This window comes from Shewanella psychrophila, from assembly GCF_002005305.1.
Lineage (GTDB): Bacteria > Pseudomonadota > Gammaproteobacteria > Enterobacterales > Shewanellaceae > Shewanella > Shewanella psychrophila.
The window spans coordinates 3,827,875-3,853,087 of the sequence record NZ_CP014782.1 but is presented as its reverse complement, the minus strand read 5'-3'; the positions used below and the strand labels follow the sequence as shown (position 1 = coordinate 3,853,087).

Here is a 25,213-nt window from a genome sequence, read left to right as displayed (position 1 = left end):
CATAAAATGCTTTTGTGTGTCACCTCTAAATAACAGCTGGTGTTTGAGGCTAAGCTAGGAGCTGTATCACAAACTCATGATTGCATGGCTTGTGCATATTTATATCTGGGGTAGGGAAGAGCGAAAGCGATAAAAAAGCCCCGAACATACATGTGCAGGGCGTAATTTTGTTAGTGGTCTAAGAGCTAGTTTCCTTCAATAGAAGCAATAAACTTGTTGGACTCTTCGATAGACTTATTCATCTCTTTAATTAAACCTGAGATATCGGTCTGTAGGCTGGCAAACTCCCCCTTGATGGCACCGATTGCCTGGGCATTTAAGTTATGCTTTAGATAGAGCATGTTGTCTTTCATTGCTGTTAGCACTGGGCCCATTTTGCTTTCGGCGCGCTTCATGGTGCGCACTAACTGCTCGTATGAACGCTGAGTCTCACGTAATTTACTCTCACTGCTGCGGCGTAGGCTGGCCTTGCTTATTTCACCTATCTCGGTTTGCCATTCATCGAACAGGGCATCAGCCACATCTTCTACTTTTTCGATGCGATTACTGACATCATCGGCTGCATCTTGAGAGGATTCGTATTCATCTTTGGCCTTGTTATAGGCAGTCTCCAGATCGCCACCATCGTGGTTAAGTAGGGCCTGCATCTCTTCGAGTGCCGAACTAAATTGCTTCTGAGCATCTTCTTGAGACTCTCTGGCATCCTCTACTCGATCGACCATGATGTCACGCTTGTGATAACCCACTTTCTCCATGGCACCGTAATAAGCACTCTGACAGCCAGTCAGGAGTAAGCTGGTGGCCATGATGGCAATTGATAAGTATTTCTTCATTTTGGATTGTCCTTGTCCATAGCTGGAAACTAAGTTCGACCGAATATAAATGCTTAATCGGCTTTGAATCTTGCGGCGTCAATGATGCTCCATAGATGAGCAATACCGCCTATGATTGCGGGAAAGATCAGCCACCACATGGCATAGCCTACAATAGTTATTATACAGAAAAGTAATGCTGCCATGATTCTTCCCTGTACCAATTGCCCTAAGCCGGGAAAGAAGAAGCTTGCGATAGCGGCAATCACGTTGCCTGCCGAGCCTTGTTGTGACATCTATTTATTCCTTACACTTGTAAATCTTAGGTTATAAGCTTTATTGTACGAATATACGTATTTAATACCAACTCCTTAAATCAACACAATCAAGAGACCGCAGTGATAAATAAGATAGATGGAACAGATTTTCGTACCTTGGGGCTAAGCATTTGGCACTTCATGGTACATCTAAAACAGAGATTAGCGGAAGATCAGATAAATATTCGAGCGGGGCATCTTGCCTATGTGACCCTATTGTCCTTGGTGCCTATGGTTGCAGTGACCATGTCCATGCTGTCAGCCTTTCCTGTGTTTAGTGGGATTAGGGGGCAGATAGAAAGCTTTATCTATGATAATTTCCTGCCTTCTGCCGGTGATAGCGTTCAGGTTTATATCAATGAATTTGTAGATAATGCTTCCAAAGGAACTGCTGTTGGTATTGCGGCATTGATGGTTGTGGCTATTATGCTGATATCTAACATCGATAAGTCTCTCAACAGTATCTGGCGCACCACGGAGAAGCGTTCCATGGTGGTGTCATTTTCCATGTATTGGATGGTGTTGACACTTGGACCCGTGTTAATGGGAGCGAGCCTGGTTGCGACGTCTTATGTAGTGTCTCTCAAGGTATTCAATGGCGCAGACCTTTCAGGGGTTGTTCCCTTGCTGGTGGAACGTTTACCTATGTTTTTTTCGGTCGCTACTTTCCTGCTCATCTATATGGTTGTGCCCAATACTAAGGTTAAATTTTTTCATGCCCTGTTGGGGGCGATTGCTGCCGCGCTATTGTTCGAGTTTGGCAAAAAGGGCTTTGCCTTTTATCTTACCAAGTTCCCCAGTTATGAGGCGATTTATGGTGCGTTGGCGACTATTCCAATCCTGTTCATCTGGGTATACCTTTCCTGGATGATTGTCTTGATAGGTGCCGAAATAACGGCTGCCTTGCCAGAATACCTCGATAAGAAGCAGCCAGCAGCCTCAGGGGAATCATGGGGGGCAGCACCGAGTAAAGATGCGCCAAAGGCCCACATTTCCTACAGCTGTGATGGCTTAGAAGCTGAGACTGAGAAGAAGGACGAACAAAAAGTTGAAGATAATCTAGAAGAGGTATCGACAGAGAAAGTGACCAAGCTATGACGTCCTTACCCACGTTTATTCGCCGGGATTGGCTAGATGTGGGTGATGGGCACCAACTTCATCTGACACAATACGGCGATCCGGACGGCGTCCCTGTTTTATATCTTCATGGTGGGCCCGGTGCGGGTTGTATGAGTGACGAATTATCTCTATTTGATGGTGATAACTGTCATGTGCTGATGTTAGACCAGCGAGGAGCCGGGCGATCTAAGCCTCTGGGGTCGTTAGATAAAAATAATTTACTAGAGCTGCTCAAAGATCTGGAAAAAGTACGTTCATGGTTAGGAATTTCAGCTTGGTGTTTAGTTGGTGGCTCCTTTGGTGCCACCTTAGGCATGCTCTATAGCGGCTTGTACCCTGACAGGGTATTGTCTCAAATATACTGGGGGCTGTTTATCCCCAGCGAGGATGGAACAAATTGGCTGTATTCGAATAAAGGTGCTGCCAATCTTTTCACTGATGAGTATTTGGCATTCACAGCTGTTGCGCCTTTTTGTTCTAATGTCGAGCAGCTATTTGAAACATATCGGATTGGACTGAATGACAATGATGCCGATATTCGTCATCAGTATACCCATGCTTGGGTGGCGTGGGAGTCGGCGCTTGCTATGCCTGCTTCTGAGTTATTTCCTGGGGACGAAAGTACCAGTAAGAGCTTGGCGGAAATAGAACTCCACTATGCGAGCCATCAATATTTTGGTGCTTATTCATTAATGCGAGACATATCAGCAGGGATTCAGGCTCGAACCCTTATCTTACAGGGTGAGATGGATTGGGTCTGTCCCACTCAAATCGTCGAAAACTTCTTAACTCAGTGTGGCAATGACACCATAAATTACTCTGTGATTAAAAGTGGGTATCATGGATTAGCCGATGATAAGATGTTTCACGAAGTCGTCTATGCCATACGGGAAATGGCAAATAATATGAAGGAAAATAGATAAATGAAAAAATTGATAATCGCTGGCTTAGCTATTACTTTGAGTGCCTGTGCGGCGACGGAATCTAGCGATGGCGCTTTGACTGCTGTTGTGGCACCCGAGAGTGTTACCTTGGGCGGAATGACCAATGAAGAGGCCACGAAAACCTTGTTTGAGGCGCTAATTCATAAGAATTATCTTGCGACTATGGCGAGTCCAAACAGGATCGCCCTGCAGTTTGATGATAATCAGTTTTTGCTGCAGCCAAGCATTAACCCAAATGGTATCGATCGCATCATGATGAATCGCTTCTATGCAGTCCATCCCAAACTTAGAGGCAGCAGAGAGTTGCTTATTCTAATCGGTACCCTCAACCATAAGCTCAACTTCGCTAAGTTCACTCTTAGAGAAAATGGCGCAGTGATTCAGGTGCAAGGGGCTGCAACCTTCGTCAATACCATAGAGTTGGAAGAGATCAGAAGGTTCATGTTGTGGACTGATGAAGGCTTACGTCAGGTTGGTCACTCCCTTCCTAAGGGCTCGGAGCAGCTTATTAAGCCGATCCCAGTAATGCAGCAATCTCAGTCTTTGTGATTAAAAAGTTCCTAGGGTCTAGGTTCTAGTTCCTAAGCCCTTCTAAATAAGAGTAAATAGAAACGTGATAGCCCTAATTCAACGTGTAAAACAGGCTAAAGTCGATGTCGATGGTGAAACTATTGGCGCAATCGATAAAGGCTTATTGGTACTGCTTGGTGTCGAGCGTGAAGATGACACGGCTAAAATGGAAAAATTGGCCACTAAAGTGATGAGCTATCGTGTCTTTTCCGATGAGAATGGCAAGATGAATCTAAATCTTCAGCAGGTGGGAGGTTCCTTGCTGGTGGTCTCTCAATTTACTCTTGCTGCTGATACAGGACGTGGCTTGAGGCCTAGCTTCTCCGGGGCGGGAACGCCGGAGCAGGCGAAAGCTTTATATGAAGAGTTTATCGCATTCTGTGAGTCTAAAGGCGTGACGACTCAGACCGGTGAGTTTGCTGCCGATATGCAGGTTAGCTTAGTCAATGATGGCCCTGTTACTTTTAACCTTACTGTATAGGCTAGGCTTCGGTGGCTAATTCAAATAAATGTGGTACGCAGAAAAACTCAGATAAGCAGGAAAACATAGACAAGCTTTTGTCTGAGTTACAGCAGACCTGGTATAGAACTATTCCTGTTAGTGGGTTTATGAAGATCATGCCAGTGGCATATTCCGATAAGGAATTTCGGGTCACGGCGCCACTCGAGCCTAATATTAATCTGCATCAAACCATGTTTGCTGGCAGTATCTATACGCTGATGACGCTCACAGGGTGGGGTATGGTGTGGTTACAGCAGTCTCTTGCCGATTTACAGGGTGATATCGTTTTGGTCGATGCTAAGGTCAGATACCTTGCTCCCATAGAGACTGCGCCTGTGGCTAAGGTGAGTTGGCCAGATACCGATATGTCAGTGTTATCTAAGGGGCGTCGACTTAAGGTAAAGCTGGAGGTCAAACTCTATTGCGGTGACTCATGTTGTGCGACATTTGAAGGGCTCTACATAAGCAAACCTAAGGTGAGCACACCGGGGTGAGGCGAAATCTAGCTAACGCGGAACCCCGTGCCTTTATTTAAGCCAACCCGTCACACTAAACCTTTGTCTATGATTTTCCACCACTTCGTGTTCGATAAGATGGCTCTTGAAGATGACAGTCTTGCCAAATCTTGGTTCAACCTCGATGACTTCATCATCGAGATGTAGCTTTAGTTCTCCACCATCCCCATGTTGCCACGAGTCATTAAGGTAAGTGATAAAAGAAAACTTTCGGTTCGAGTCATTCTTAAAGCGATCTATGTGCTTCTGGTAAAAGGTGCCTTTTTCATAGCAGGCATAATGAAACTCAAAATCTGAAATTCCGGTAAAACAGGCTTGATTAAGGTAGGTATAAAAGGCGTTTACTGCCTGATAGTAAGCTTGTTCACAGGGGATCTTGGAATCGGTGTCGATCCAAGAGATTTTATCAGAGCGGATAAGGTCATTGACTGAACTGTTGGCACCATTGCCGATTTCGGCACGTTTTAACTCTTCCTCTGTGTGCTTTTTGAGGAGTTCAGCTTTCAACTCGGATAATATCTCAGCCTCAATCAGGCCATCGACCACCACATAGTCCTTGCTAGCTAATTCATCTATGATGTGTTCGTAAGTTGAAACTGGAGTCATAATTTCTCTTCTAAAATAAACAAGTTACTCATCGATATAAATTACTCTTATCAATAACTATTAGTAATGGCTCTAGCGTGGGTTTAAAAGCGTCGAGCTAATACCTGATCTTACCTTAAAACCGACACATTTTTCTATGATGTATATCTTAAGCTGGATACTTATATCGGCTGACATTATATCGATTATTTATAATCAAAATTCATCTTCCATCCAAAGGTTGAAACACAAGCCTACTGAAACAGTTCTACTTTTTAGGATGTTTTGATAGATTTTATCCGCTTTTATTCTTTTTTATCGTTTATTAAACTAGCTTCATCGAATTGAGAGATGATTTCTCAATCACTGAATAGCGTGGAGTTTATTATGTCTAAAGTTTTAATATTGAAATCGAGCATCTTAGGTGGCTACTCGCAGTCGGGTCAGTTGATTGAACACTTGAGTCAACATTGGACAGAACAGGGAGCCGATATCACAGTTCGTGATTTGGCGGCTGAACCTGTGCCGGTTCTCGATGGTGAAATTGCCATGGGTTTGCAAGGTGGAGATGATCTTTCTCAGCGTCAGCAAGAGGTGCTAAGTCTATCAAATAAGCTGATTGAAGAGCTTAAAGATCACGACACTATAGTGATCGCAGCTCCTATGTATAACTTCTCTATTCCGACTCAGCTTAAAAACTGGATTGACCTTGTGGCACGAGCTGGTGTGAGTTTTACCTATACCGAGAATGGCCCACAGGGACTCATCACGGGTAAGCGCGCCATAGTGATCACTACTCGAGGCGGTGTACATAAGGACAGTTCGGCGGATCATGTTGTGCCTTATTTGAAGACTGTGCTAGGTTTTATCGGCATAGAAGATGTTGAAACAGTTTATGGCGAAGCGCTGAGTATGGGCCCTGAGGCGACAGAGAAAGGCATGAGTGAAGCAAAAGCCGCATTGAGTGCTATTGCGGCATAATATCAATCTTTTGTAAAAAAGGCGCCTCAGGGCGCCTTCTGCATTTATAAGTATTGGTTTTAGTTACTGGCATTAATAGTATTTTTTTAAGTATTTCGAGGCATATGTACGCAGTTTCTTCTCGCTACTGTCTTGCGCCAACTGCTCTATAGTAGGTTTATATTTCTCATTACCTGTGCTGGCTAAGGCTTTAGCCATATAGGCATAAGCTTGAATAGACTGCTTTTCATGTTTCAGCAGTCGGGTATCTTTAAGCTCTTCGTTGAGCACTTCAATGATCTGCTCACTATAAATACTTTGATTGATAACACGTTTTGCCGCATCGAGTTTTAGCTGTAATTCATCACTTCTCAGGGCATTAGCGAGAACATTGCTACGCTGGTCGAACTTGCCATCATAGTGGCTTCTATCACTTAATATCGGTGCCCAGATCTTGTATTGATCTAAGATCTTGACTGACTTTCTAGCGTACTTTTGTAATTTACTGTGATATTCACCCGCGATGACCGCATTAAAAGTGGCTACATATTTCTCATTGCCTGAATAGGCCAGACCTTTTAATAACCAGGCACTGTAATCTATGGTGTGACGATCGACGGCCAATGGCAGTGACTTTTGCAGGTTTTCTTCGATTTTGTCATAGATCTTAGGGTCCGATATACCTGCCATCACTAAGCTAGCAAGCGCGTCTTTCTGCTTCTGAATATCTTCACCATGAAATACCTCGATATATTGGGCTTCAGTCAATGGTTTTGCCATTAAACTTGGACTTAAGAGGCTTAAGCTTAAGCCGATGATCAATAATAATGCTTTCATTGGGGCTCCCTTGCTATTTTGTGTTCCATCGTTTGAATATCAATGAAGTGTTAATTCCGCCGAAGGCGAAGTTATTACTCATGACATAATTAGTCTCTATTTGGCGGATCTCGTCTTTGATATAGTCCAGCTCACCACAATCGGGATCGATTTCGGTCAAATTTAATGTGGGAGCGAACCAGCCTTCATTCATCATTTCAATGCTCACCCAAGCCTCTAGTGCACCGCAAGCACCTAAGGTATGGCCGGTGTAGCTCTTGAGAGATGAGATTGGCATATTAGGGCCGAATACTGAGCTGGTGGCCTGAGTCTCTGCGATATCACCTCTATCTGTCGCAGTACCGTGGGCGTTGACATAGCCGATGGCATCAGGCGGTAATTGGGCATTTTTCAAGGCGTGTCTGATGGCGGTTTCCATGGTCATCGCATTGGGCTGAGTCACATGTAGGCCATCAGAATTAGTACCGAAGCCTACGATCTCTGCATATATTTTAGCGCCTCTTGACTGAGCATGTTCTAGCTCTTCGAGCACTAAGGTACAGGCACCTTCACCTATCACTAGGCCATCACGCTGCTTATCGAAGGGGCTAGGACTAAACTTAGGAGAGTCATTCTTGGTACTGGTGGCAAACAGAGTATCGAAGACGACGGCTTCGGTGGCACATAGCTCTTCGCCACCGCCGGCGAGCATCAGGTCTTGCTGGGCATACTTTATTGCTTCATAGGCATAACCTATGCCCTGGCTACCTGAGGTGCAAGCGCTGCTGGTGGTGTGCACCCGGCCTTTGAGCCCGAAGAATACTCCCACGTTGACAGCAGTAGTATGGGCCATCATGCGAATGTAGCTGGTGGCGGTGATGCCTGACATGTCACCATCCCTGAGCATATCGCCGAAAGCTATGAGAGGATCTGTACTGCCTGTAGATGAACCATAGGCTACCCCCATGGCGCCGGAGCTAACAACCGGGTCATCGAGTAAGTTTGCATCTATAAGGGCGAGTTCACTGGCTCTAGTTGCCATTAAAGAGACGCGTCCCATGGAGCGAATCTTCTTACGCGAGTAGTGTGCTGGTTTCTCGAAATCTGTCACTGGAGCCGCTAATCGGGTGTTGAGACCATCATATCTGTCCCATTCATCGAAGCGAACCACGCAGTTTTTCTGGGCTTTTAAATTTCTGGCGATAGTAGGCCAGTCTTGGCCTAGGCAGGATATCCCACCTATGCCAGTGATCACTACACGTCTGGACATTAGATCATGCCTCCGTTGACCGAGATAACTTGCCTGGTGATGTAGCCAGCGTCCTCAGACATCAAAAACTTAGCTAATCCAGCGATTTCAGCAGGTTTTCCCATGCGTCGCATCGGCACGATATCCTTGACCATATCTTTGGGGAAATCTGCCACCATATCTGTCTCTATGAGCCCTGGAGCTATGCAGTTTACGGTGATCTTACGTTTAGCCACCTCAAGAGACAGAGCCTTAGTCGCGCCTATAATGCCAGCTTTAGAGGCGCTGTAATTGACCTGACCTCTGTTACCTGCGATACCAGATACAGACGCCATAGTGATGATTCGGCCGCCTTGTCGGGTTTGGATCATCGGCATTATGGTAGGATGAATCACATTGTAGAAACCATCTAAGTTGGTATGTACTACCTTATCCCATTCATTTTCAGTCATGGCAGGAAATGCGGTATCGCAATTGATCCCCGCATTGAGTATTACGCCATAATAGGCGCCATGTTGCTCGATATCGGCTGTGATGGCGGCTTTGACTTGCTCGCGATGGGCGATATCAAACTGCAGGCAAGAAACTGAGACCCCCAGAGCACTAAGCTCGCGCTTAGTTTGCTCGGCCGCTTCAACATTGCTGTGAAAGTGCAGGGCGATATCGAATCCGGCTTCAGCCAACTGTAAGGCAATAGCTTTACCTATGCCGCGACTAGAACCGGTGATCAGTACTCTTCTGTTTTCGTTGTTCATTTTTGATCTTCCTGCTTGCTCTCAGATATATAATTTTTAATATCCTGAGGCTGAAATACATTCACATTCGCTGTAGCGACTAAGGTTTCTTGATGAAATATCTGACAATCGAACACCGCCAGCCCAGACTCTTCTTGATACAGTCTTGTGACTCGAGTCTGGTAACTCTTCCCTAGTTGGTAGTGTGGTATGTGCATCTGAAGCTTACGTGTGCCAAGCAAGAAACCGACGCGGATAATATCGCCACGGGATTTAGCTTCCACTCCGGCTAGGGCTGCAATGCTTTGAGCCATATATTCGATACCTACGTAATTTGGTACCCCGTTGAGTTCTGTATCGAAATAAGGACTGAGCTCATCGATATCCACTTGGGTCAACAGGCTGTCGGTTTCGTGGCTGATGAGGCGATCGATCAAGATCATAGGATCTCTATGGGGGATCACATCGGCAATCGCCATTTGAGATAGTACTTGGGGGGACATGTGTTTCGGGCTCATTATCTATCTTCCCCTCGCTGATTTCTGGCGAGTATGAGGCTGGCATTACTCCCACCGAAGGCGAAGGAGTTGCTCATCAAAAAGTTAACTTCAGCAGTCTGGCCTTGGCTGACTAAGGGAAGCGAGGGATCTTGTGGATCTTGGACGCCGTCCCATATCTGAGGTGGCAAGGTTTGTCGGCTATTTTCCTGACTCACTAGCAGATAACAAAATGCTGCCTCTATGGCGCCAGCGGCACCTAAGGTATGGCCAGTAATTGGCTTGGTGGAGCTACAAGGCGGAGGTGTCGAGCCGAATATCTGCTTAATGGCTCTGCTCTCCATGGCATCATTTTTCCGTGTCGCCGTGCCATGTAGGTTGATGTAGTCTATGTCTTCTGCTGATAGATTGGCATCTTCCAGCGCAGCTTGAATGGCCGCTATGGCGCCACGCCCCTCGGGGTGCGGTGCCGAGATATGGTGGGCGTCACTGGACTCGCCAATACCTGCTAAGATCACGCTGCAGCTGTCGTCAGCGGTTAGCTTTTCCAGAGTAAAAAGGGCTGCGCCTTCACCTATGTTGATGCCATCGCGGTTTGTACTGAAGGGCAGGCAATGACCTTTAGAGACAGATTCCAGAGAGCTAAAGCCATTCAGTGTCAATTTGCATAGGCTGTCGCCACCGCCGACGATCACCAGATCGCACAGGTCGGCTTGCAGTAGGCGTCTTGCACTGGCAAAGACTTTAGCGCTGGATGAACAGGCGGTGGATACTGTGTAACAAGGGCCGGAAATGTTGAAATAGTGACGTAAAAAGTCACTGCTGTTGCCTAACTCTTGCTGGGAGTATAGATATTTTTCAGGAAATGCGTGAGTTTGTGATCTTATCTTTAGGGCTTCTTCACCTTCTCCGATCCCGGATGTACTGGTGCCTATGACAATCCCTATTCTTTGAGGGCCCCAGTCTGCTATTGCTTGGGTTACTCTGTTGGTAATCTGCTCTGCTGCACACAGGAGTAGCCGATTGTTGCGGCAGTCATAGCTGGCCAAATGTTCGGGTATCATAGGCAGGCTGAACGTGACTTCTCCTACTAAGGTCTCGGCATCGGGGATGAGATCTGTTCGAGTCTTCATCGCGCCGATATCTCCCCTCGAGAGTCGGGATAGTACGGTTTCAGCAGTCTTGCCCAGAGGCGTACACAAGCCTAAGTGTGAGATGGCTATTTTAGTCATTGTCTCTATCTATCTTAACTCTTTGATAATGTGGGCCATGGAAAATATCGATGGGCTAAATTGGTGTGAGTGTTAACTCAAATTTAGCTTGCGGTATCTTCAGATCTATTTCTGCCTGCCACGGGTCATCATGACTGTACTCGATATTCACAATACTGTCATTCTGAGTCCTCGTGTTTACATTTATGCTCGGGTTGGAACCAATAGCATATATTTTTCTGCACCTAGACGCACCACAATCACTTGAGGTTAGTTTAGCCCCTTGTAAATGAGTATTTACAGTGTCTTCGGGCCAATATATCAACTGAATAAGAGCAAGCAAATACTCGGCCTTGAACTCGCCCCCCAATAAAACACTCTGCTCACTGGTGAGTGTATTACCGTCATAGATCAAGGTAAATAGTGCCTGACCCAAGGGAGCTAGTCCGACTAAGGTAAGTTCATTGGCATCAATCTCCACTTGTGTCATCAGCTCATGTTGCGCTGCGTCGACCTTAATGCCAGCTTTTTGTGTTGCAGAGCGTACCCAGGTCTGGTTTGTCTCGTCTAAGGGAATAGGCGCTAGACAATAATTCACCTCTTTGGCCAGTGCGACACAAGTTTGTCTCTGAAAAGTCTGACTGCAGGCAGACAAGATAAATGCCAAGGGGATAATGGCACTCATGGCTATCACAGTCTTTAGTTTGTGTTTAAGGCTTGTAAGCAAGGTCAATGAATTCATGGCGAAACCTTTATCTGCATAATTCGACAATCATGTTTAAGCGGCGCTCAGATTCACTCACGAAGGGGTTGGTCTCATCCCAGGCGTATCCGGCTAAGATGGAGCAGATCATCTGCTTGATCTTATTATCGGGAGCGTCGAAAAATATGACCTCCTGAAAGCGGCCATCATACCAAGCTTCGACATAGGTTCTAAAGGTATCGACGCCGCGCATGAGGGGGGTTGCATATTCGATATCCCAGTCAAGTTCTTCACCATTGAGTTGTCTGACGACACATTTAGCCGCCATTGAGGCTGATTGCATAGCGATAGTTACCCCAGAAGAAAAAACGGGGTCTAGAAACTCTCCGGCATTGCCTAATAAGGCAAATTTGTCGGTGGCAAGGGTGGTGACATTAGCGGAATATCCCTTGAGCAGTGAGCATTCCCTTACTACCTCGGCATTGGCCAAGAGTCTGTGTAAGTTAGGTTCCTGTTTTATCATCCCCATGAGCACTGTCTGGAGATCTGCTTGGGCATCCCCCAAGAGATGTGGCTCGGCTACAACGCCTAATGAACACCTGCTGTCACTTAAAGGGATCAACCAGTACCAGATATCTTTATTTTCTGGATGAACACTGATGAGAATTTTATTACGATCGAAATGGATATTCTCCAGAGCAACTGGGTCTATATTATCTTGAATGTGGGTAAACACCGCAGTGCGGCTTGGTAGACAAGAGGGTTTCTCCAGATCCAGTAGTTTAGGTAGCACTCGGCCAAATCCACTGGCATCTAGGAGGTATTTGGCCTGAATGCAATAGACTTCGCCTTCCCGATTTTTGATCGTTAGTATTGGGTCTTGAGTCAGATCTATGTCTTGAACCGATTCACCGAAACGGATCTCTACCCCTTGGGACTCCGCCGTATCTGCCAATAATTTATCGAAACTAGCACGCTCTACTTGAAACGTAGTACCAGGGCCATCGGAAAATTTATCGGTGAAATCGAAGTTGGTATATTTTCCTTTAGAGCTGAATGCGGCACCACTTTTAAACTGAAAACCAGCCTCGTTAACTGCTTCTAGCATGTTGGCTTCTTCTATGACTCTCATGCAGGCTGGTAATAGGCTTTCACCAATAGAGAAGCGAGGGAAATCTTGTTTTTCTATGACTATGACTCGCTTTCCTTGCTGGTGGAGCAGACTGGCGGCAATGCTACCCGATGGACCGGCACCGATAATCGCAACGTCGTAATTTGCTGGTATGCCTGGGTTTGAATGGGGTGCTTGCATTACTTAGAAGTCCTTGTAAAAGTTTGAATAAAGGGAGAGAGCATAAAGGTGAAACCTATCCCTATCAGTAGGGTTAATCCAAAAAAGTGTATTGCCGGCGTACTGCTAAATGCCAGTAAGCCAAATGCGAGTATCGTAGAGCTGGCCGACATAAACACAGCCATCATGACGCCTCTACTCTGTTGTTTAGATTCGGCGAAGAACACACTGTAATCTACACCAATGCCGAAAACCAAGATTAGCGCCAATGCATGGAAGAGGGTCAATGAGGTACCCATTAATCCGAGTGTGGCTAAGGTGAAAATCGCAGATAATGCCGGTACGGCAACGACCAGACTGGCTAATTTCATACTGAAACGGCTGGAAAAAATCAGTGTCGCAGCGAGCATGGCAACGGCCAGAAGTATCAAGGTCAACTGACGATACTTGCCCATGACCTTAGATATATCACCGACCTTATCGACCAGCTGCACATCGCTAAGATCCGCAATATAGTGCCTGAGTTTATCTATGTCTGAGATGCCGCCGAGTAAGACAATGGCCCCGAATTGCTTTTGGTCATCCCCAGGTGCGATCCATAAGGGGGCGAAGAGCTTCCCTGCTTGCGAATTTAAGAAGGTGCTGGCATCGATATATTGCCCCTCGGCTGTCAGGTAAGCCTGTTTAAGCTCAGGGGCTAGTTCTTCATCCATCCCCAGACTGTCTATAATATGACTTAGCTTCTGCTGATAAATCTCAGCCTGAAGCCGATAGTTTCTTTCTTGCCTATCTTGGCTAGGGAGATAATTACTCAGGCTGAATGAGTTACCAATTAGCTGTTGCTTAACGGCATTGTTTAGCCTGGGCGCTAGGTCCTCTAAGCGCTGTAACAAAGCTTGCTCGCTATTGGCCCTGACTAACAGAAATTGATTGTCAGTACCGCCACTGAGCAGAGATCTCAATGCATTCTCTTGTACTTGCACCTCTGGTGGGCTCTGCTGCAGATTGCGGATATCATCATCGCTTGTCAGTCTCAGTATGCCGAAGCTAGATAGTGATAAACAGATGATAACGATTAAGCTCAAGCCTTTAGGCGGAAGCTTTACCAGCAGAGTGTCGACTCTATGTAGATATATTTCTGCTAATTTGAGCTGTTTCTCGCCCTTAGGCAAGGTGCCCGACGCCAATAATGGATAGGCAAGTACTAAGGTGATATAGGCCGATATGAGGCCTGAGGCACAGAACACAGCGACCTGTTGCATGCCTGGAAATGGTGCAAAACCTATGCTGGAGTAGGCTAAAACACTGGTGATAAGCGCCAGAGTGATCGCGGGAAATATGTGTTGGATCACTTGGGCTGCGCTGACATCAGGCTTATTTAAGCGCTCACAATAGAAATGAAAGCTATAGTCGATGGCTATGCCTATTAAGCTGGTGCCGAAGACAAGTGTCAGCAGATGCAGTTCGGAAAACACCCAGGTGGTCATGACTACGGCGACTAACATGCTAGTGGATATGGTCAGTAAGGCTATGGTCAGTGGCATCAAGGAACGAAATGCCAGCCAGACTAATAGACACACACCTATGAGTGAGGCTAGGCCTAAACTAGTGACTTCACTCTTAGCAAGTTGGGTTGCGGCAGCAGCATGGAAAAGTGCGCCAGCTCTGAGTATCTCTATATCTGTATCTTGTAACCTTACCTGCTCAAATGCCTGAGTGAGTACCGATATTTGCTGCTCCTGTATCTTAGGGCTGAAGGCGCTGCCGACACCTTTTGCCATGACTATAGCAGCCACTTTTCCCTTTGAATCATCTACTGGAAGTGTGGCAATCAAAATACCTTGATGGACCTCCAATGCTTGTTTGGGAGCGAGTGCTTGAAGGTTTTGCGGATAGAGTAGCAAGGGATCCTTGGCTAACAGGCCGCTGGTTGCGTAGCTGAATGCGTTGTAGAGTTGCTGCTGAGCTTGTCCTATTAAGCTATCAAGCTTGCCGTTCTCTAGTGTTTGAGCCTGAGCTGGCGTTAACAGGTTAAATCTATGGGGAAAATAGTAGTTATTGAGGGACTCGGCCTGATTGATGTCGGCGCTCTTTATATCGACAAAGATGCCTTGACCGTGTTCATTGAGCTCCGTAATCACCTGCTGTGCAGCTTGGATGGCTTGAGTCTGGTTATCGGCAACAAAACCAAGATAGATGGAGTTTGAAAGCTGTTCTTCTACCCGTGACAGGGCGATATCTGTGAGAGGATCTTCCTGAATATTTGGCAACATGGCCAAAATATCACTCTGAACTCGAGCGCCACCTTGCCAGAGTGAGAAGCCGATAACCACAATGAGGGAGATCATGGTGAGCCAGATAGAGAACTTTAATTTTGCTGAATATTGGCCCAGCAGAGTGGCGAGCTTATCGATCATGATGCTTGCTTAGGTTTAAGTTCTGGCTCGGTGAGACCTTGGGAAGCCTTACCTTGTTTCTGAATTAAGTTAGGCGCGAGTATGTCTAATTCCTCTGAAGCAAGGGGGTCATTTGTGATCTCCTCGAACTCAATTCTGCTTGTGTCTCCATTAGCGCTGACGAGTGTAAGGGCCGAGACCTGATCTGTGCCTTCTAATATCAATTGTGGAATGGCTTTTAGCATCAAAGAATCTTTGGGGATCAAGCCAAGTGTCCAAGATGCCTGTGGCTCCGGTGCTAACAGATAAAAGCTAAAGTGTTCATCTAAGGTTTGCAGTTTTCCACCGAGTAGAGCCTTGAGCAAGGTTGGCAAGGTCTGCGCCAGAGCGCCAGCTCCTTGATTCCCACTAGTCTGAGAGACTTGTTTTTTACCCGAACTATCAATTTGAATTAATGCGTCATCCTTGAGTATCAAGGTGGACTTGAAGGGAGTCTCTTGGCTCCAGACCAGACCAAGTTGGGCATCGAATATAAAACTGCCATTGCTAATCAAAGGTTTCTTAAGCACCTTGAGATTACGATATTGGGTAAACTTTCCCTTGGCATGTTGGCTCAATTCGAGTCTGTTGCTGAGCTTCTCTATCTCTTGATTGTTAACCTCAGATTGAAATAGGGCCTCAAAATTGGCTTTTTGTGCACTATTTACACCAATTTCATCTGTATTGGCCAAGGTAGGCCTGCTGGATATCAGTGTGAGTAACACCGCCGATAGTAGCAATAGTGCCAGGGTTAATCCGCCTGATATTCTGGAATAAGCGCCTATCATAGACTTTTCCCCGCTGTACACTTAGCTTCAAGATTCCCAGCTTTAGTGCTATCGATTGCAATGCTGGGAATTAGCTGGGCTAGCTTCTGCCTGAATACGGTGGGGGTCACGAAGCACAGCTCATTGTTATTGTCTACGGCGGCTTGGATAGTATAGCCTTTAGTGAGACGTTTATTGGTGGCTAGATCTCTGACTTGATAATTGATCTTCAAGCGGTTTTCCCACTCGACTAGGGAGGCTAGCACCTTCACTTTTTGATCGAAGGTGCTAGATTGTACATATTTTATCTGTAGATCTACGATAGGCCAGGAATAACCCGAGGCCAGCATTTCACGATAGCCATATCCGAACAGATCCAGCAGTTGACACCTCGCCATCTCGAAATAACGCAGATAGTTACCATGCCAGGTGATCCCCATGGAGTCGACATCATGAAAGGGGATCAAAATTTCCAGCTCTGTGGTTAAGATGGACTTGTTGGATGTTGGAGTCATGAACAGACTTCCCACACACCGGCTTGGATCTTATCTACTGTTTGCCTAAGCACCGACTCTAATGGCCTATCTTCGGTTAACAGTTCAAAATCGGCTTTGACCTGATCTAAGGTTTTTGCCACCGAAGGCGTGAGTGAAGAGTGGCACAGCTCATCCTGTGAGATACGTAAATTGATCCCTTGAGTCATGGCCAGCAGAGCTGCTGCTGCGACTTGCTCGGTCAATTGTAATACACGCATGCAATCTCGCGCGGCTATGGTTCCCATGCTTACCTTGTCCTGGTTGTGACATTCGGTGGAGCGGGAAAATACGCTGGCTGGCATGGTATTTTTCAGGGCTTCGGCTGTCCAGGCTGATACGCCTATCTGTACGGCCTTGAAGCCATGGTTTATGGAGCGTCTGGCTCCGGTTGCCGCAGATAAATTAGCAGGAAGACCGTTGTTGAACTTAGGATCCATGACCAGAGCCATCTGACGATCGATAAGATCGGCGATATTGGCGACAGTGTTCTTCATCGAGTCCATAACGAAGGCAATATGACCGCCGTAGAAGTGACCACCATGGAGTATGTGTTCACCCTCGGCATCGACAATCGGGTTGTCGTTGGCACTGTTAAGTTCGGTTTCAATAAACTGGCGCATGAAAGGTAATGCATCTTGCATTACCCCTATGATATGGGGAGCGCAGCGAATTGAGTATCTGTCCTGAAGCCTGTCTGAATTGCGCGGATGCTCATGGTGATTGAGATCGGAGCGGATCCAGGCAGCTATCTGGTTTTGTCCAGGATGAGGCTTAGCAGCAAATAAAATATCGTCGAAATGATTCGAGTTACCCTTCAAAGTGAGGGAAGCCATGGCCGTGAGTCGACTGGCCAGGCGACAAAGGTACTGACCCCTGTCAAAAGCCAGGCAAGCCAGTGCCGTCATAACTGCGGTGCCGTTCATCAAGGCTAATCCCTCTTTGGGGCGCAGCTTCAATGGCGTGATGTTAAGTTTGGCATAGACATCGGCGGTAGGCTGACGTACGCCTTGGTAGATCACGTCGCGCTCACCCACAATCACGGCGGCAAGATAAGATAAGGGGGTGAGATCGCCACTGGCCCCGACTGAGCCTTCTTCGGGGATCACGGGAATAATATTTAAGTTGAGTAGCGTCTCTATGCGCTGCAGCAGCTCATAGGTCACGCCAGACTTTCCAATGGCCAGAGAACTGAGGCGACAGGCCATAACGGCTCTAGCCTGTACTGGGCTCAGGATCTCACCGAGTCCACATCCGTGGAAGCGAGAAAGGTGCAAGGGCAGTTCGTGAACCAGATCTAGCCCGACTGTGACAGTACAGGAGTCACCATAGCCTGTTGTTACGCCATAGACGACGCCTTCTTCTTTGAGCAGGCTGTCAATGAAGAGAGCACCCTTCTGAATATAGGTCTGATAATCACCCGTATTTTTTAATTTTGCCTTGGCGCCCTTGGCTACAGCCACCACATCTTCCAGGGTTAATGCCCTGTGACCAAATTGAACAATCATGTCCGTTGGGTTTGGTTGATTATTCTGAGTCATCTATTTATCTGTCCTATCTTTACCCTGAGAGTTGGCGCGTTGAATATCGTCATCGTTACGCCAAAAATCAAAAAAATTAAACCATTGCAAGGGTTCTCGCCGTGCAAAATATTCGAGTCGTGCGCTGTAGTGATTGACGGCTTCTTCGAGCCTTTGCATGCGGCCTTTTCTAGGGCCTTTAAGTGTATTTGAAAATGTTTCCAGATGGACCACATAGCGGCCCTGTTCCCGTAAGCAAAACATTAGGTAGACAGGGCAATCGAGCAGGCCGGCAAGAATAAAAGGTCCCTGAGGAAAAGGAGCCGGTTTTCCCATGAAGGGGGCATATATAACCCGCCCTTGGGTGTTAGACGAGGTCCTGTCTCCGGCTATGACGACTAGCTCACCGTCTTCTATTTTCTGCTGCAGCAACATAGAAGTGCTAGGTCCGAGTTCGGTGACTTGTATCAGATTAATCGAACTATCCGGGTTCAATTGTTTCAGTACCCGGTTAAAGTTCTCGGCATTGTCTGTTAATACCATGACGTTAACTTTCACCTTTTTCTGGTGAACCGATAACGCGCGGCACAGCTCTAAATTACCTAAGTGAGATACCAGTAAGACGGCTCCCTGACCAGCTTCTAGCTGATCTGCAAGCAGAGCTCGATTAGGAAATTCTACCTGGCTGAGCTGGATACGGTCGCACCAGGCATCGATGCGATCTAGGGCCGCATTGCCAAAGCCAAAGAAATGTTCAAGGCCGTGCTTCCATCCCAAGTCTCCCTGTAATTGAGGGTGCTCAGGATCGAATGCTTTGACTCTGTTTAGAAATTCGAGGGAGGCCTTTCTCGCGTTGCGTCCGGTGAGGAAGAAATACAAGATCACCGGATACATGATGGCGCGGCAAAGCCAGTGGCCACCTAACTTATAGCTAGATGCAAGCAACTTAATGCCCCAGTAACTGCCTCGTTCGCCTATGCTGGACCAGTGAGAGTCTGATTGAGCTTGAGTTCCGCTAGCCATCATCTTGCGAGGTAAGCGCCTGATCATGCCAAAGAAAAGGCGGGTATGCATACCTGAAATGCGTAAATTGTCCCATAACCCCTGAAAATGGCTGATGCCGTCTTCGGGATAGATGACTCGGGTAGGCAGATGAATGATCTGTACGCCTTGCCAGTGTAAACGAACCATGATTTCTATATCGAAATCCATTCGTTCACCTAATGCTGAGGTGAGAAAAAGCTGCTCGGTTGCCGCTAGAGGATAAACACGAAAACCGCACATGGAATCCTGGATATCGAAACTTAAGGTTTCAATCCATACCCAAAAATGAGTGAGGTAGCGGGCATAGAATCGGATCGAAGGCATTGACTCATCGTATTGAGGCAAGCCGGATATGAGTGCCTTTGGGCTTTCTTCGGCTCGAGCTAGCATGGCCGGAATATCGTCTAAATTATGTTGGCCATCGGCATCTATCTGTAATGCATGGCTGTAGCCATCCTTATAGGCGGCCCTCAACCCTGTAGTCACTGCGGCGCCTTTACCTCGATTAAAGGGGTGGTGTAATAAGGTGACCCAAGTATATCGGTTGGCCAGAGATGTCAGCAGGTGGCGAGTGGCATCATCGCTGCCATCGTTGATTAAATAGCAAGGCAGATTAAGATGTGCCAGCTTCTCGAGGGTTTCCTCGATGGCGACAACATGGTTGTAATTGGGGATGACTAATGCAAATTGCATCAGCTAGCCTCACTAATATGTGTTGATTCTGTGGCGAGTGCAAGGCGGCCCGATGCGAAGCGCTTCTCGCCATCGAAATAACTGAAAATTAACTTGGTTTTTGCCTTGTTTTCACTGATCTCCAGCGTCACTTCAGAGTCAGGTAACATCAATTGTTGAAACTTGAGCACCTCTAAGGTGGCGATATTGTGCGGGTAGCCGAAATGCTGGCAACCTAAACAAATCGCCCAATCCAGTTGAGTCACGCCTGGAAGCACCGCTTGTTCGGGAAAGTGACCATTAAAAAATGGTAAGTTTGCGGCTATGAAGAGGCGAAATAGGATGGCATCGCCACTACTGTCCTTGGATAGGATCTGAGGCAAGCTGGATTTAATCATGGTCGAATAACTCGGTTAACTGTGACTGCACTCGTTTCCCCTGTTTATCGACGGGGAGCAGAGCCGGGTAACGCCAACGTCTGGGTAAGGTCACTCGCTCAAACTGGGTCAACAGCTGGGCCTTGAGTAAATTGTTCAGGCTCAGCTTACCTTCACTTTCGAGGTGAGTCTTGCCATGCTCAGATAGTTCAATCACTGCACCTAGCTGAATACGCGGCTGACTCAGCATAACCAAGGCGGCATGACTGACGAGAGGGTGACTCTCGAGTAATGTCTCCATCTGCACCAAAGAGACACGTTTCTCTTCGATCTTGATGATACGATCGAGGCGGCCTTCAAGTCGAAACAGACCCGGCTCGATGAGTGCGATCTTGTCTTCACATCTAAGCCAGTTCTGGTTTTCCAGGTAAGGAGATTTGACTGTGAGAGCGCCATCTTTGGGGTCTTGTGAAATTTCAACATTGGTAAAAGCTTGCCAAGGCTGATCTTTTCTTATCTGGCGTCGATAGCCAATACCACCGGTTTCGGTGCTACCAAACACTTCGATGGGCTGGCGCCCATAACAATGAGCGATACCTTGGGCTGCCTCGAAATTCAGCGGACCGCCGGAACTGAAGACTAGGCTGGGTGATCTCACTTGCTTCTCGTTGTCGAGAGACTCAGGTAAGCGGGATAACTGAGCCGGGCTGCTGATGAGGCACAGGTTAGGAAACAGACTCGTGTAGTAGGTCAGGGTCTCAGGATATTCGATGATATCACTCAAGAAGGGACGGCTGGCGGCCAAAGGCCACAGGATCTTGAATAATAGACCGTAGATATGTTGATGTGAAACCGTAGACACCACGCTACATTGGGGCAAGTGCTTGGCAAATGTATGCTCCAATACTGTCACTTCCGCGTCTAATTGAGCCAGTGACTTACGGACAGCTTTGGGTTGACCGCTACTTCCTGAGGTGTATAGCACCAGCTCGCCCCATTTCTCACTAGTCGGCCATTGGCTTGTAGCGGATGAGAGCTCTTTCTTAAGCATGACGAAGGCTTTACCTTCACATAAAGCCTTATCTGAAATAACGCCATCAAATTCATGGGTTAACTCACTCAAGCTACCTGCTTGGGTGTTGGCAGGTAAGATTATCTCTTTTCCGGCGAGCAATGCGGCACATAATCCGACCGCAAAAAGGTCACTAGACTCGCAGGCCAATAACCAACGCCGGCAAGTGGATTGACTCAGCTGCAGATGTACACTCGCAACCTGGTTGGTGAATGCACCGCCAGTGATAATATCATGATGATTAAAACTGATAAGCTGTTGGCTCGAAGGCCCCTTGGATAACCAAGTTTTGAGTAATTCTGTCATGACTTATTCAACCAAATAGTTCTATACAACCACTCGCCACCCAGTAGCGAACCGATAAGCAGATAGGCGATGAGCCCGTTATAAAGTGTCCAGATCTCTAATGAGGCGTAGTGTGCCGTGTATAAAGCCACTGACCCATTAAAAACAAATAAGCCACACCAAATTAGGGTGACTTTTTTCAGGTAAGGAATCGCCTCGTCCGGAAGTTCGGGTTCCTTTAATCTTGCCAGCCTCTCTATCATGCTGGGGCCTAACCTAAGCGAGTAAGCAAATAGCATCAGCATACTGAGGTTTATGACTACAGGATAATAGAGCAACCAGTCATGGCGTTTGGCAATAAAACTCGCCGCCGTTAAGCCTATGCCCACTATGATAGGCAAGATCATGGCTTTGACTTGTTGCTTCTGAATCAATAATCTCGTGACTAAGATGAAGCAAAGCACCATAGCTATGGTGCCTGTAGGCAAATAGTTGAGTCCAAAATAGACTGCTAATGGGTATCCTAGTAACAGAATACCTGTGACTATTTGCAAGAATAACCGCATTAATCTTTGACGAGCCCTTCGATGGCAGAAACTACATCGTCCACGGTACGCACGGCTTTAAACTCTTCAGGCTTGATTTTTTTGCCTGTCATTTGTTGCAGTTTGATGACTAGGTCGACAGCATCAATACTGTCCAGATCAAGCTCTTCATACAGGGAAGCTGTTGGTGAGATATCCGCTTCATCTATCTCGAATTCATCGACTAAGATGCGAGTTAGGACTTGCAGAATTTGTTCACGGCTTTGCATAATCTCTCCTAAGCTTGCTGTGATTCGATAAAGCTGGCCAGACTTGCCACACTATAAAAATGTGCCTTAGTAGCATCTGAATTGGCTTCAATTTTGACATCGAACTGCTTCTTAATCGCTAAACCAAGCTCCAGGGCATCGATTGAGTCTAACCCCAGACCTTCACCAAAAAGCGCCGCCTCGGATTCGATATCATCGATGGTGACATCTTCAAGATCCAAGCATTCTATGATTAATTGTTTTATTTCGTTATGTAGTTTCATTATGTTCTAAGTTCGTCTTAAAGTAATCTTCCAGATCCCGTGTAAGTTGACGTGCCATTTTCGCATCGCCACCAGCAATCGCATCATACCTGATATGGTCGATGGTTTCGCCTACTTCGACTCGCATTCCTATGGTGCGACGGGGTATTTCATACCAGGCTTCTTGTTTGCTCAAGCCCGGTGCATTGGTACGAAGAACCACAGGTAATAAATCTGTCTTGGTTCTCAGTGCAATATTGGCGGCGCCTCTGGCAAAGCTGTTGACGCTTGTGCCTAGAACTGTACGTGTGCCTTCAGGGAAAATAATTAAATTGGTCCCGCTTTTTAGTACATGCCTACAGTCTTCGAGTAGCAATTCTGCGCCGCGATTGGGTATATAGCCAGCACAGGCGACAACCCCACGCATAAAAGGATTACGCCAGATCCCTTGTTTAACGATACAGCCCGCATTGGGCATTAAACTGATTAACACCACTACATCGACTAGAGTTGGATGATTGACAATCACGACTCTACCTTTAGCCGAGGAGAGGCGAGCTATATTATCTGGACTAACTTTGATGACACCTGTACAAGTCAGCATATAAACAAAGCCGCGAAACATGATGTGTACCGCTTTTTGTACACGGCGGATGCGCTCTAACTTTGTACCTGGCCAAAACCTTAATATAGGCAATATAGTTAACGAGCTTAGTAGTCCGCCGATACCGAAGGTGATATAGCAACTGACGCCGCCTATCCACCTGGGAACATAGGCTAATCCCGTCAGCCTGACTGCTGGCATATCAGTCAAAGCTGAGTTCCCAATGATAATGACATAAGTTACCAGCTATAGGTCTGGCAACAGACAAGCTGTGCACTAGCTCACCATAACTAATATTGTTACCTTCTCGCGCTTGGCTGAGTGTCAATTGCGGCTTGGTAGATGACTCATCACACCTTTCAATAACTAATGCAAGAGAGAGAGGAAGGTCGAGCTCATCAACAAAATCTGTATATATTTCAGGTACAGGCTGATCGCCGAAGACAAGCAATACAGGCGTTGGGTCTTCATTTAGCTGAGCATATGCTTCGATAAGTGCTTGTGGCAAGCTTTCTTCACCCGCGGCAATCGAAGTCGATGGTGCTCGATTATCCGTCAGTATGCTGTAAATACCACTTGCCGTATTATGTACAGATTGACTAAAGGCCAGTGGTGAAAGAGGTTCTGCTTTTACTATGTTATTGAGTAAGCCTATGGTGCGATGCAACTCTCCGTGCCTAGAGGCAAAAATTGTGCGGCATGAATGTGGTGCATCGGCCTGAAAGGCGGCCTCAAGTTGCATCTTAGTCAAGGCGCTATAACGTCGTCGCTGCATCGCAGGGACTCGAGCTAATTTTGGGGTGTCAGCCAGGGAGGAGTTTTGGTGAGTATTGGTACTTCGCCAATGCTGCCAATCTTGGGGCTGCTGATGCTGGGGGGACCAGGCTCCCCAAGAACAAATGCTAAATCTTAACTGCAACTGACTGCCTCTGATACGACTAATAAAGACTGAGAATACAACCAGTTAAAAAAATGGATGAGTTGGTCATTTCTCGGGTCGGCAAGCGAGTTGCCATTGAGGCATTATTCTACACTAGATTAACTGGGATGATGAAGTGTTTTGAGACACAGGTGTTGTTGAAATGTATAGGTTTGTGACGATTGGTATTAAACCCGCAGCTTATGCAACGGGTTGGTCTGGAGAGGCTAGCCTGCTAAATACTTTTTTAGTTTACGCAATGCGGCTTTCACTTTCTTGGCGTTTTCCGGACCCATGCGAACCAAGAGCTTCTGTGCATTGGGTAGTGCTTCAAGCTTAGGATCGACAAATTGATAGTTTACACTGACGCCATCTAATTCAATTGGCTGCTCTATGACAGGTGCCGCCAGCATAATATCTATGGCTTCGAGCATTCTCTGATTGAAGCTCATCTCACCATAGCCTAACTCCTCGAATGCTTCTCCGAGCAAGGGGGTTAACTCCTTGTAGGTTGTAGCGAGTTGCTGTTCATTCAAGTTAGCGATGAAATTGGCGTACAGATCATATCTGTGATAACTGTCGGGATTAAGATATGTCTTGTTGGTGATGTCAGAAACGGTGAAGACTCTGTCGGGGGCCTTTAGTGGGCTCACTTTTCGTGCCAGTTCACCTTGGGCTAAGTTATCGACAAAGACCACGAAATGTCTAACCAGATCTTTCTCCACTAATAGTGGCTCGATCTTCATACCATCGGCAATCTCGACTGTTTTTTGATGAACATAACCATCGCTGTTGCTTAACGTAGGAATTGGCTCTATTTGAGCTTGTGGTTCAGTTTCAATGACTTCAGGCTCTATGATTTCTTCAATCACAGGTTCAGGAATATCCACAACCGCTACCAAAGGCTCTTCTGGAGTGATATCTACCACTCGAACAGGCAAGGGCTCTGGTTCACCGACCTTAAAATAATAATAGGCACCTCCTGAGACTATAGCTGCAACTGCTACGGCTACAATAGCTAAGGTATTGGTATTCACCGACTTTTCTTTTGGCGCGATTCTATCTTCTTGATTGACTTGCATGTAATACCCTTTGTATATACGA

At 46.6% G+C, this 25,213-nt stretch carries 29 protein-coding genes; 6 read left to right on the top strand and 23 right to left on the bottom strand.

Translation table 11 applies throughout. The features are described from left to right. Positions 1-185 precede the first annotated feature (185 nt). A complete protein-coding gene (locus sps_RS16555; protein ID WP_077753533.1) occupies positions 186-833 on the bottom strand; it encodes a DUF2959 domain-containing protein in 648 nt (215 codons plus the stop codon). A gap of 53 nt (positions 834-886) precedes the next feature. Next, complete coding sequence (locus tag sps_RS16550; RefSeq protein WP_077753532.1) at positions 887-1,108, bottom strand: hypothetical protein; 222 nt, start codon at positions 1,106-1,108, stop codon at positions 887-889. Positions 1,109-1,270: 162 nt separating this feature from the next. Here sps_RS16550 and sps_RS16545 point away from each other — a divergent pair, with 162 nt between their 5' ends. From sps_RS16545 to sps_RS16525, 5 genes are all read left to right on the top strand, one after another. After that, the gene (locus sps_RS16545) at positions 1,271-2,227 is read left to right on the top strand and encodes a virulence factor BrkB family protein (RefSeq protein ID WP_237158124.1); all 957 of its coding nucleotides are present in this window, start codon (positions 1,271-1,273) and stop codon (positions 2,225-2,227) included. Further along, a complete protein-coding gene (locus tag sps_RS16540; protein ID WP_077753530.1) occupies positions 2,224-3,171 on the top strand; it encodes an alpha/beta fold hydrolase in 948 nt (315 codons plus the stop codon). The genes sps_RS16545 and sps_RS16540 overlap by 4 nt, the downstream gene beginning before the upstream one ends. Then, on the top strand, positions 3,172-3,741 hold the full coding sequence (locus tag sps_RS16535; RefSeq protein ID WP_077753529.1) for a hypothetical protein: 570 nt from the start codon (positions 3,172-3,174) through the stop codon (positions 3,739-3,741). Between the two features lie 64 nt (positions 3,742-3,805). After that, positions 3,806-4,243 (top strand): D-aminoacyl-tRNA deacylase, encoded by a 438-nt coding sequence (gene dtd / locus sps_RS16530; protein ID WP_077753528.1) that lies wholly within the window; start codon positions 3,806-3,808, stop codon positions 4,241-4,243. Positions 4,244-4,308: 65 nt separating this feature from the next. Then, a complete protein-coding gene (locus tag sps_RS16525; RefSeq protein ID WP_077755731.1) occupies positions 4,309-4,758 on the top strand; it encodes a thioesterase domain-containing protein in 450 nt (149 codons plus the stop codon). A gap of 33 nt (positions 4,759-4,791) precedes the next feature. On the opposite strand, the gene sps_RS16520 is transcribed toward sps_RS16525, so the two are convergent. Further along, on the bottom strand, positions 4,792-5,385 hold the full coding sequence (locus tag sps_RS16520) for a 2OG-Fe(II) oxygenase (protein WP_077753527.1): 594 nt from the start codon (positions 5,383-5,385) through the stop codon (positions 4,792-4,794). Positions 5,386-5,751: 366 nt separating this feature from the next. Here sps_RS16520 and sps_RS16515 point away from each other — a divergent pair, with 366 nt between their 5' ends. Further along, the gene (locus sps_RS16515; protein WP_077753526.1) at positions 5,752-6,345 is read left to right on the top strand and encodes an FMN-dependent NADH-azoreductase; all 594 of its coding nucleotides are present in this window, start codon (positions 5,752-5,754) and stop codon (positions 6,343-6,345) included. Between the two features lie 72 nt (positions 6,346-6,417). On the opposite strand, the gene sps_RS16510 is transcribed toward sps_RS16515, so the two are convergent. The 20 genes from sps_RS16510 to sps_RS16415 all read right to left on the bottom strand — a co-directional run bounded on the left by sps_RS16510 (position 6,418) and on the right by sps_RS16415 (position 25,191). Continuing rightward, positions 6,418-7,161: a hypothetical protein gene (locus tag sps_RS16510; protein WP_077753525.1), complete on the bottom strand. Its 744-nt coding sequence runs from the start codon at positions 7,159-7,161 to the stop codon at positions 6,418-6,420. A gap of 13 nt (positions 7,162-7,174) precedes the next feature. Beyond that, the gene (locus sps_RS16505) at positions 7,175-8,410 is read right to left on the bottom strand and encodes a beta-ketoacyl-ACP synthase (RefSeq protein WP_077753524.1); all 1,236 of its coding nucleotides are present in this window, start codon (positions 8,408-8,410) and stop codon (positions 7,175-7,177) included. Continuing rightward, a complete protein-coding gene (locus sps_RS16500) occupies positions 8,410-9,144 on the bottom strand; it encodes a 3-ketoacyl-ACP reductase FabG2 (protein ID WP_077753523.1) in 735 nt (244 codons plus the stop codon). The genes sps_RS16505 and sps_RS16500 overlap by 1 nt, the downstream gene beginning before the upstream one ends. Beyond that, positions 9,141-9,641 carry a hotdog family protein gene (locus sps_RS16495; RefSeq protein WP_237157858.1) on the bottom strand — a complete coding sequence of 167 codons (501 nt, stop codon included), beginning with the start codon at positions 9,639-9,641 and terminating at the stop codon, positions 9,141-9,143. The genes sps_RS16500 and sps_RS16495 overlap by 4 nt, the downstream gene beginning before the upstream one ends. Next, positions 9,641-10,852, bottom strand: coding sequence for a beta-ketoacyl-[acyl-carrier-protein] synthase family protein (locus sps_RS16490; protein ID WP_077753522.1), 1,212 nt, complete (start codon positions 10,850-10,852; stop codon positions 9,641-9,643). The genes sps_RS16495 and sps_RS16490 overlap by 1 nt, the downstream gene beginning before the upstream one ends. A 55-nt stretch (positions 10,853-10,907) precedes the next feature. Next, complete coding sequence (locus sps_RS16485; protein ID WP_077753521.1) at positions 10,908-11,573, bottom strand: DUF3261 domain-containing protein; 666 nt, start codon at positions 11,571-11,573, stop codon at positions 10,908-10,910. Between the two features lie 10 nt (positions 11,574-11,583). Further along, complete coding sequence (locus tag sps_RS16480; RefSeq protein ID WP_077753520.1) at positions 11,584-12,846, bottom strand: NAD(P)/FAD-dependent oxidoreductase; 1,263 nt, start codon at positions 12,844-12,846, stop codon at positions 11,584-11,586. Then, complete coding sequence (locus tag sps_RS16475; RefSeq protein WP_077753519.1) at positions 12,846-15,242, bottom strand: MMPL family transporter; 2,397 nt, start codon at positions 15,240-15,242, stop codon at positions 12,846-12,848. Before sps_RS16475 ends, sps_RS16480 begins: the two co-directional genes overlap by 1 nt. Then, positions 15,239-16,048 (bottom strand): outer membrane lipoprotein carrier protein LolA, encoded by an 810-nt coding sequence (locus sps_RS16470; RefSeq protein ID WP_077753518.1) that lies wholly within the window; start codon positions 16,046-16,048, stop codon positions 15,239-15,241. Before sps_RS16470 ends, sps_RS16475 begins: the two co-directional genes overlap by 4 nt. Then, positions 16,045-16,542 (bottom strand): acyl-CoA thioesterase, encoded by a 498-nt coding sequence (locus tag sps_RS16465; RefSeq protein WP_077753517.1) that lies wholly within the window; start codon positions 16,540-16,542, stop codon positions 16,045-16,047. The genes sps_RS16470 and sps_RS16465 overlap by 4 nt, the downstream gene beginning before the upstream one ends. Next, entirely contained in the window at positions 16,539-18,101 is a 1,563-nt protein-coding gene (locus sps_RS16460) for an HAL/PAL/TAL family ammonia-lyase (protein WP_077753516.1), read from the bottom strand. Before sps_RS16460 ends, sps_RS16465 begins: the two co-directional genes overlap by 4 nt. Then, positions 18,102-19,817: a glycosyltransferase family 2 protein gene (locus sps_RS16455; RefSeq protein ID WP_077753515.1), complete on the bottom strand. Its 1,716-nt coding sequence runs from the start codon at positions 19,815-19,817 to the stop codon at positions 18,102-18,104. After that, the gene (locus sps_RS16450) at positions 19,817-20,194 is read right to left on the bottom strand and encodes an ApeI family dehydratase (RefSeq protein WP_077753514.1); all 378 of its coding nucleotides are present in this window, start codon (positions 20,192-20,194) and stop codon (positions 19,817-19,819) included. The genes sps_RS16455 and sps_RS16450 overlap by 1 nt, the downstream gene beginning before the upstream one ends. Further along, complete coding sequence (locus sps_RS16445) at positions 20,187-21,551, bottom strand: AMP-binding protein (RefSeq protein ID WP_077753513.1); 1,365 nt, start codon at positions 21,549-21,551, stop codon at positions 20,187-20,189. The genes sps_RS16450 and sps_RS16445 overlap by 8 nt, the downstream gene beginning before the upstream one ends. Then, a complete protein-coding gene (locus sps_RS16440) occupies positions 21,548-22,096 on the bottom strand; it encodes a COG4648 family protein (RefSeq protein WP_077753512.1) in 549 nt (182 codons plus the stop codon). The genes sps_RS16445 and sps_RS16440 overlap by 4 nt, the downstream gene beginning before the upstream one ends. Then, on the bottom strand, positions 22,096-22,344 hold the full coding sequence (locus sps_RS16435; RefSeq protein WP_077753511.1) for an acyl carrier protein: 249 nt from the start codon (positions 22,342-22,344) through the stop codon (positions 22,096-22,098). The genes sps_RS16440 and sps_RS16435 overlap by 1 nt, the downstream gene beginning before the upstream one ends. 8 nt (positions 22,345-22,352) lie before the next feature. After that, on the bottom strand, positions 22,353-22,607 hold the full coding sequence (locus tag sps_RS16430) for a phosphopantetheine-binding protein (RefSeq protein WP_077753510.1): 255 nt from the start codon (positions 22,605-22,607) through the stop codon (positions 22,353-22,355). Then, positions 22,594-23,391: a lysophospholipid acyltransferase family protein gene (locus tag sps_RS16425; RefSeq protein ID WP_237158123.1), complete on the bottom strand. Its 798-nt coding sequence runs from the start codon at positions 23,389-23,391 to the stop codon at positions 22,594-22,596. Before sps_RS16425 ends, sps_RS16430 begins: the two co-directional genes overlap by 14 nt. Position 23,392: 1 nt before the next feature. Further along, a complete protein-coding gene (locus tag sps_RS16420) occupies positions 23,393-24,109 on the bottom strand; it encodes a beta-ketoacyl synthase chain length factor (protein ID WP_077753508.1) in 717 nt (238 codons plus the stop codon). Between the two features lie 227 nt (positions 24,110-24,336). Beyond that, positions 24,337-25,191 (bottom strand): DUF3014 domain-containing protein, encoded by an 855-nt coding sequence (locus sps_RS16415; RefSeq protein WP_077753507.1) that lies wholly within the window; start codon positions 25,189-25,191, stop codon positions 24,337-24,339. Positions 25,192-25,213 lie beyond the last annotated feature (22 nt).

Coding starts and splice junctions, on each gene's coding strand:
- sps_RS16535 (WP_077753529.1), top strand. CDS start 3,172: ATGAAAAAATTGATAATCGCTGGCTTAGCTATTACTTTGAGTGCCTGT.
- sps_RS16490 (WP_077753522.1), bottom strand. CDS start 10,852: ATGACTAAAATAGCCATCTCACACTTAGGCTTGTGTACGCCTCTGGGC.
- sps_RS16450 (WP_077753514.1), bottom strand. CDS start 20,194: ATGATTAAATCCAGCTTGCCTCAGATCCTATCCAAGGACAGTAGTGGC.
- sps_RS16485 (WP_077753521.1), bottom strand. CDS start 11,573: ATGAATTCATTGACCTTGCTTACAAGCCTTAAACACAAACTAAAGACT.
- sps_RS16520 (WP_077753527.1), bottom strand. CDS start 5,385: ATGACTCCAGTTTCAACTTACGAACACATCATAGATGAATTAGCTAGC.
- sps_RS16505 (WP_077753524.1), bottom strand. CDS start 8,410: ATGTCCAGACGTGTAGTGATCACTGGCATAGGTGGGATATCCTGCCTA.
- sps_RS16510 (WP_077753525.1), bottom strand. CDS start 7,161: ATGAAAGCATTATTATTGATCATCGGCTTAAGCTTAAGCCTCTTAAGT.
- sps_RS16500 (WP_077753523.1), bottom strand. CDS start 9,144: ATGAACAACGAAAACAGAAGAGTACTGATCACCGGTTCTAGTCGCGGC.
- sps_RS16430 (WP_077753510.1), bottom strand. CDS start 22,607: ATGAAACTACATAACGAAATAAAACAATTAATCATAGAATGCTTGGAT.
- sps_RS16545 (WP_237158124.1), top strand. CDS start 1,271: ATGGTACATCTAAAACAGAGATTAGCGGAAGATCAGATAAATATTCGA.
- sps_RS16515 (WP_077753526.1), top strand. CDS start 5,752: ATGTCTAAAGTTTTAATATTGAAATCGAGCATCTTAGGTGGCTACTCG.
- sps_RS16415 (WP_077753507.1), bottom strand. CDS start 25,191: ATGCAAGTCAATCAAGAAGATAGAATCGCGCCAAAAGAAAAGTCGGTG.
- sps_RS16470 (WP_077753518.1), bottom strand. CDS start 16,048: ATGATAGGCGCTTATTCCAGAATATCAGGCGGATTAACCCTGGCACTA.
- sps_RS16455 (WP_077753515.1), bottom strand. CDS start 19,817: ATGCAATTTGCATTAGTCATCCCCAATTACAACCATGTTGTCGCCATC.
- sps_RS16435 (WP_077753511.1), bottom strand. CDS start 22,344: ATGCAAAGCCGTGAACAAATTCTGCAAGTCCTAACTCGCATCTTAGTC.
- sps_RS16475 (WP_077753519.1), bottom strand. CDS start 15,242: ATGATCGATAAGCTCGCCACTCTGCTGGGCCAATATTCAGCAAAATTA.
- sps_RS16440 (WP_077753512.1), bottom strand. CDS start 22,096: ATGCGGTTATTCTTGCAAATAGTCACAGGTATTCTGTTACTAGGATAC.
- sps_RS16425 (WP_237158123.1), bottom strand. CDS start 23,391: ATGCCAGCAGTCAGGCTGACGGGATTAGCCTATGTTCCCAGGTGGATA.
- sps_RS16540 (WP_077753530.1), top strand. CDS start 2,224: ATGACGTCCTTACCCACGTTTATTCGCCGGGATTGGCTAGATGTGGGT.
- sps_RS16555 (WP_077753533.1), bottom strand. CDS start 833: ATGAAGAAATACTTATCAATTGCCATCATGGCCACCAGCTTACTCCTG.
- sps_RS16495 (WP_237157858.1), bottom strand. CDS start 9,641: ATGAGCCCGAAACACATGTCCCCCCAAGTACTATCTCAAATGGCGATT.
- sps_RS16445 (WP_077753513.1), bottom strand. CDS start 21,551: ATGACAGAATTACTCAAAACTTGGTTATCCAAGGGGCCTTCGAGCCAA.
- sps_RS16465 (WP_077753517.1), bottom strand. CDS start 16,542: ATGACTCCAACATCCAACAAGTCCATCTTAACCACAGAGCTGGAAATT.
- sps_RS16550 (WP_077753532.1), bottom strand. CDS start 1,108: ATGTCACAACAAGGCTCGGCAGGCAACGTGATTGCCGCTATCGCAAGC.
- sps_RS16480 (WP_077753520.1), bottom strand. CDS start 12,846: ATGCAAGCACCCCATTCAAACCCAGGCATACCAGCAAATTACGACGTT.
- sps_RS16460 (WP_077753516.1), bottom strand. CDS start 18,101: ATGACTCAGAATAATCAACCAAACCCAACGGACATGATTGTTCAATTT.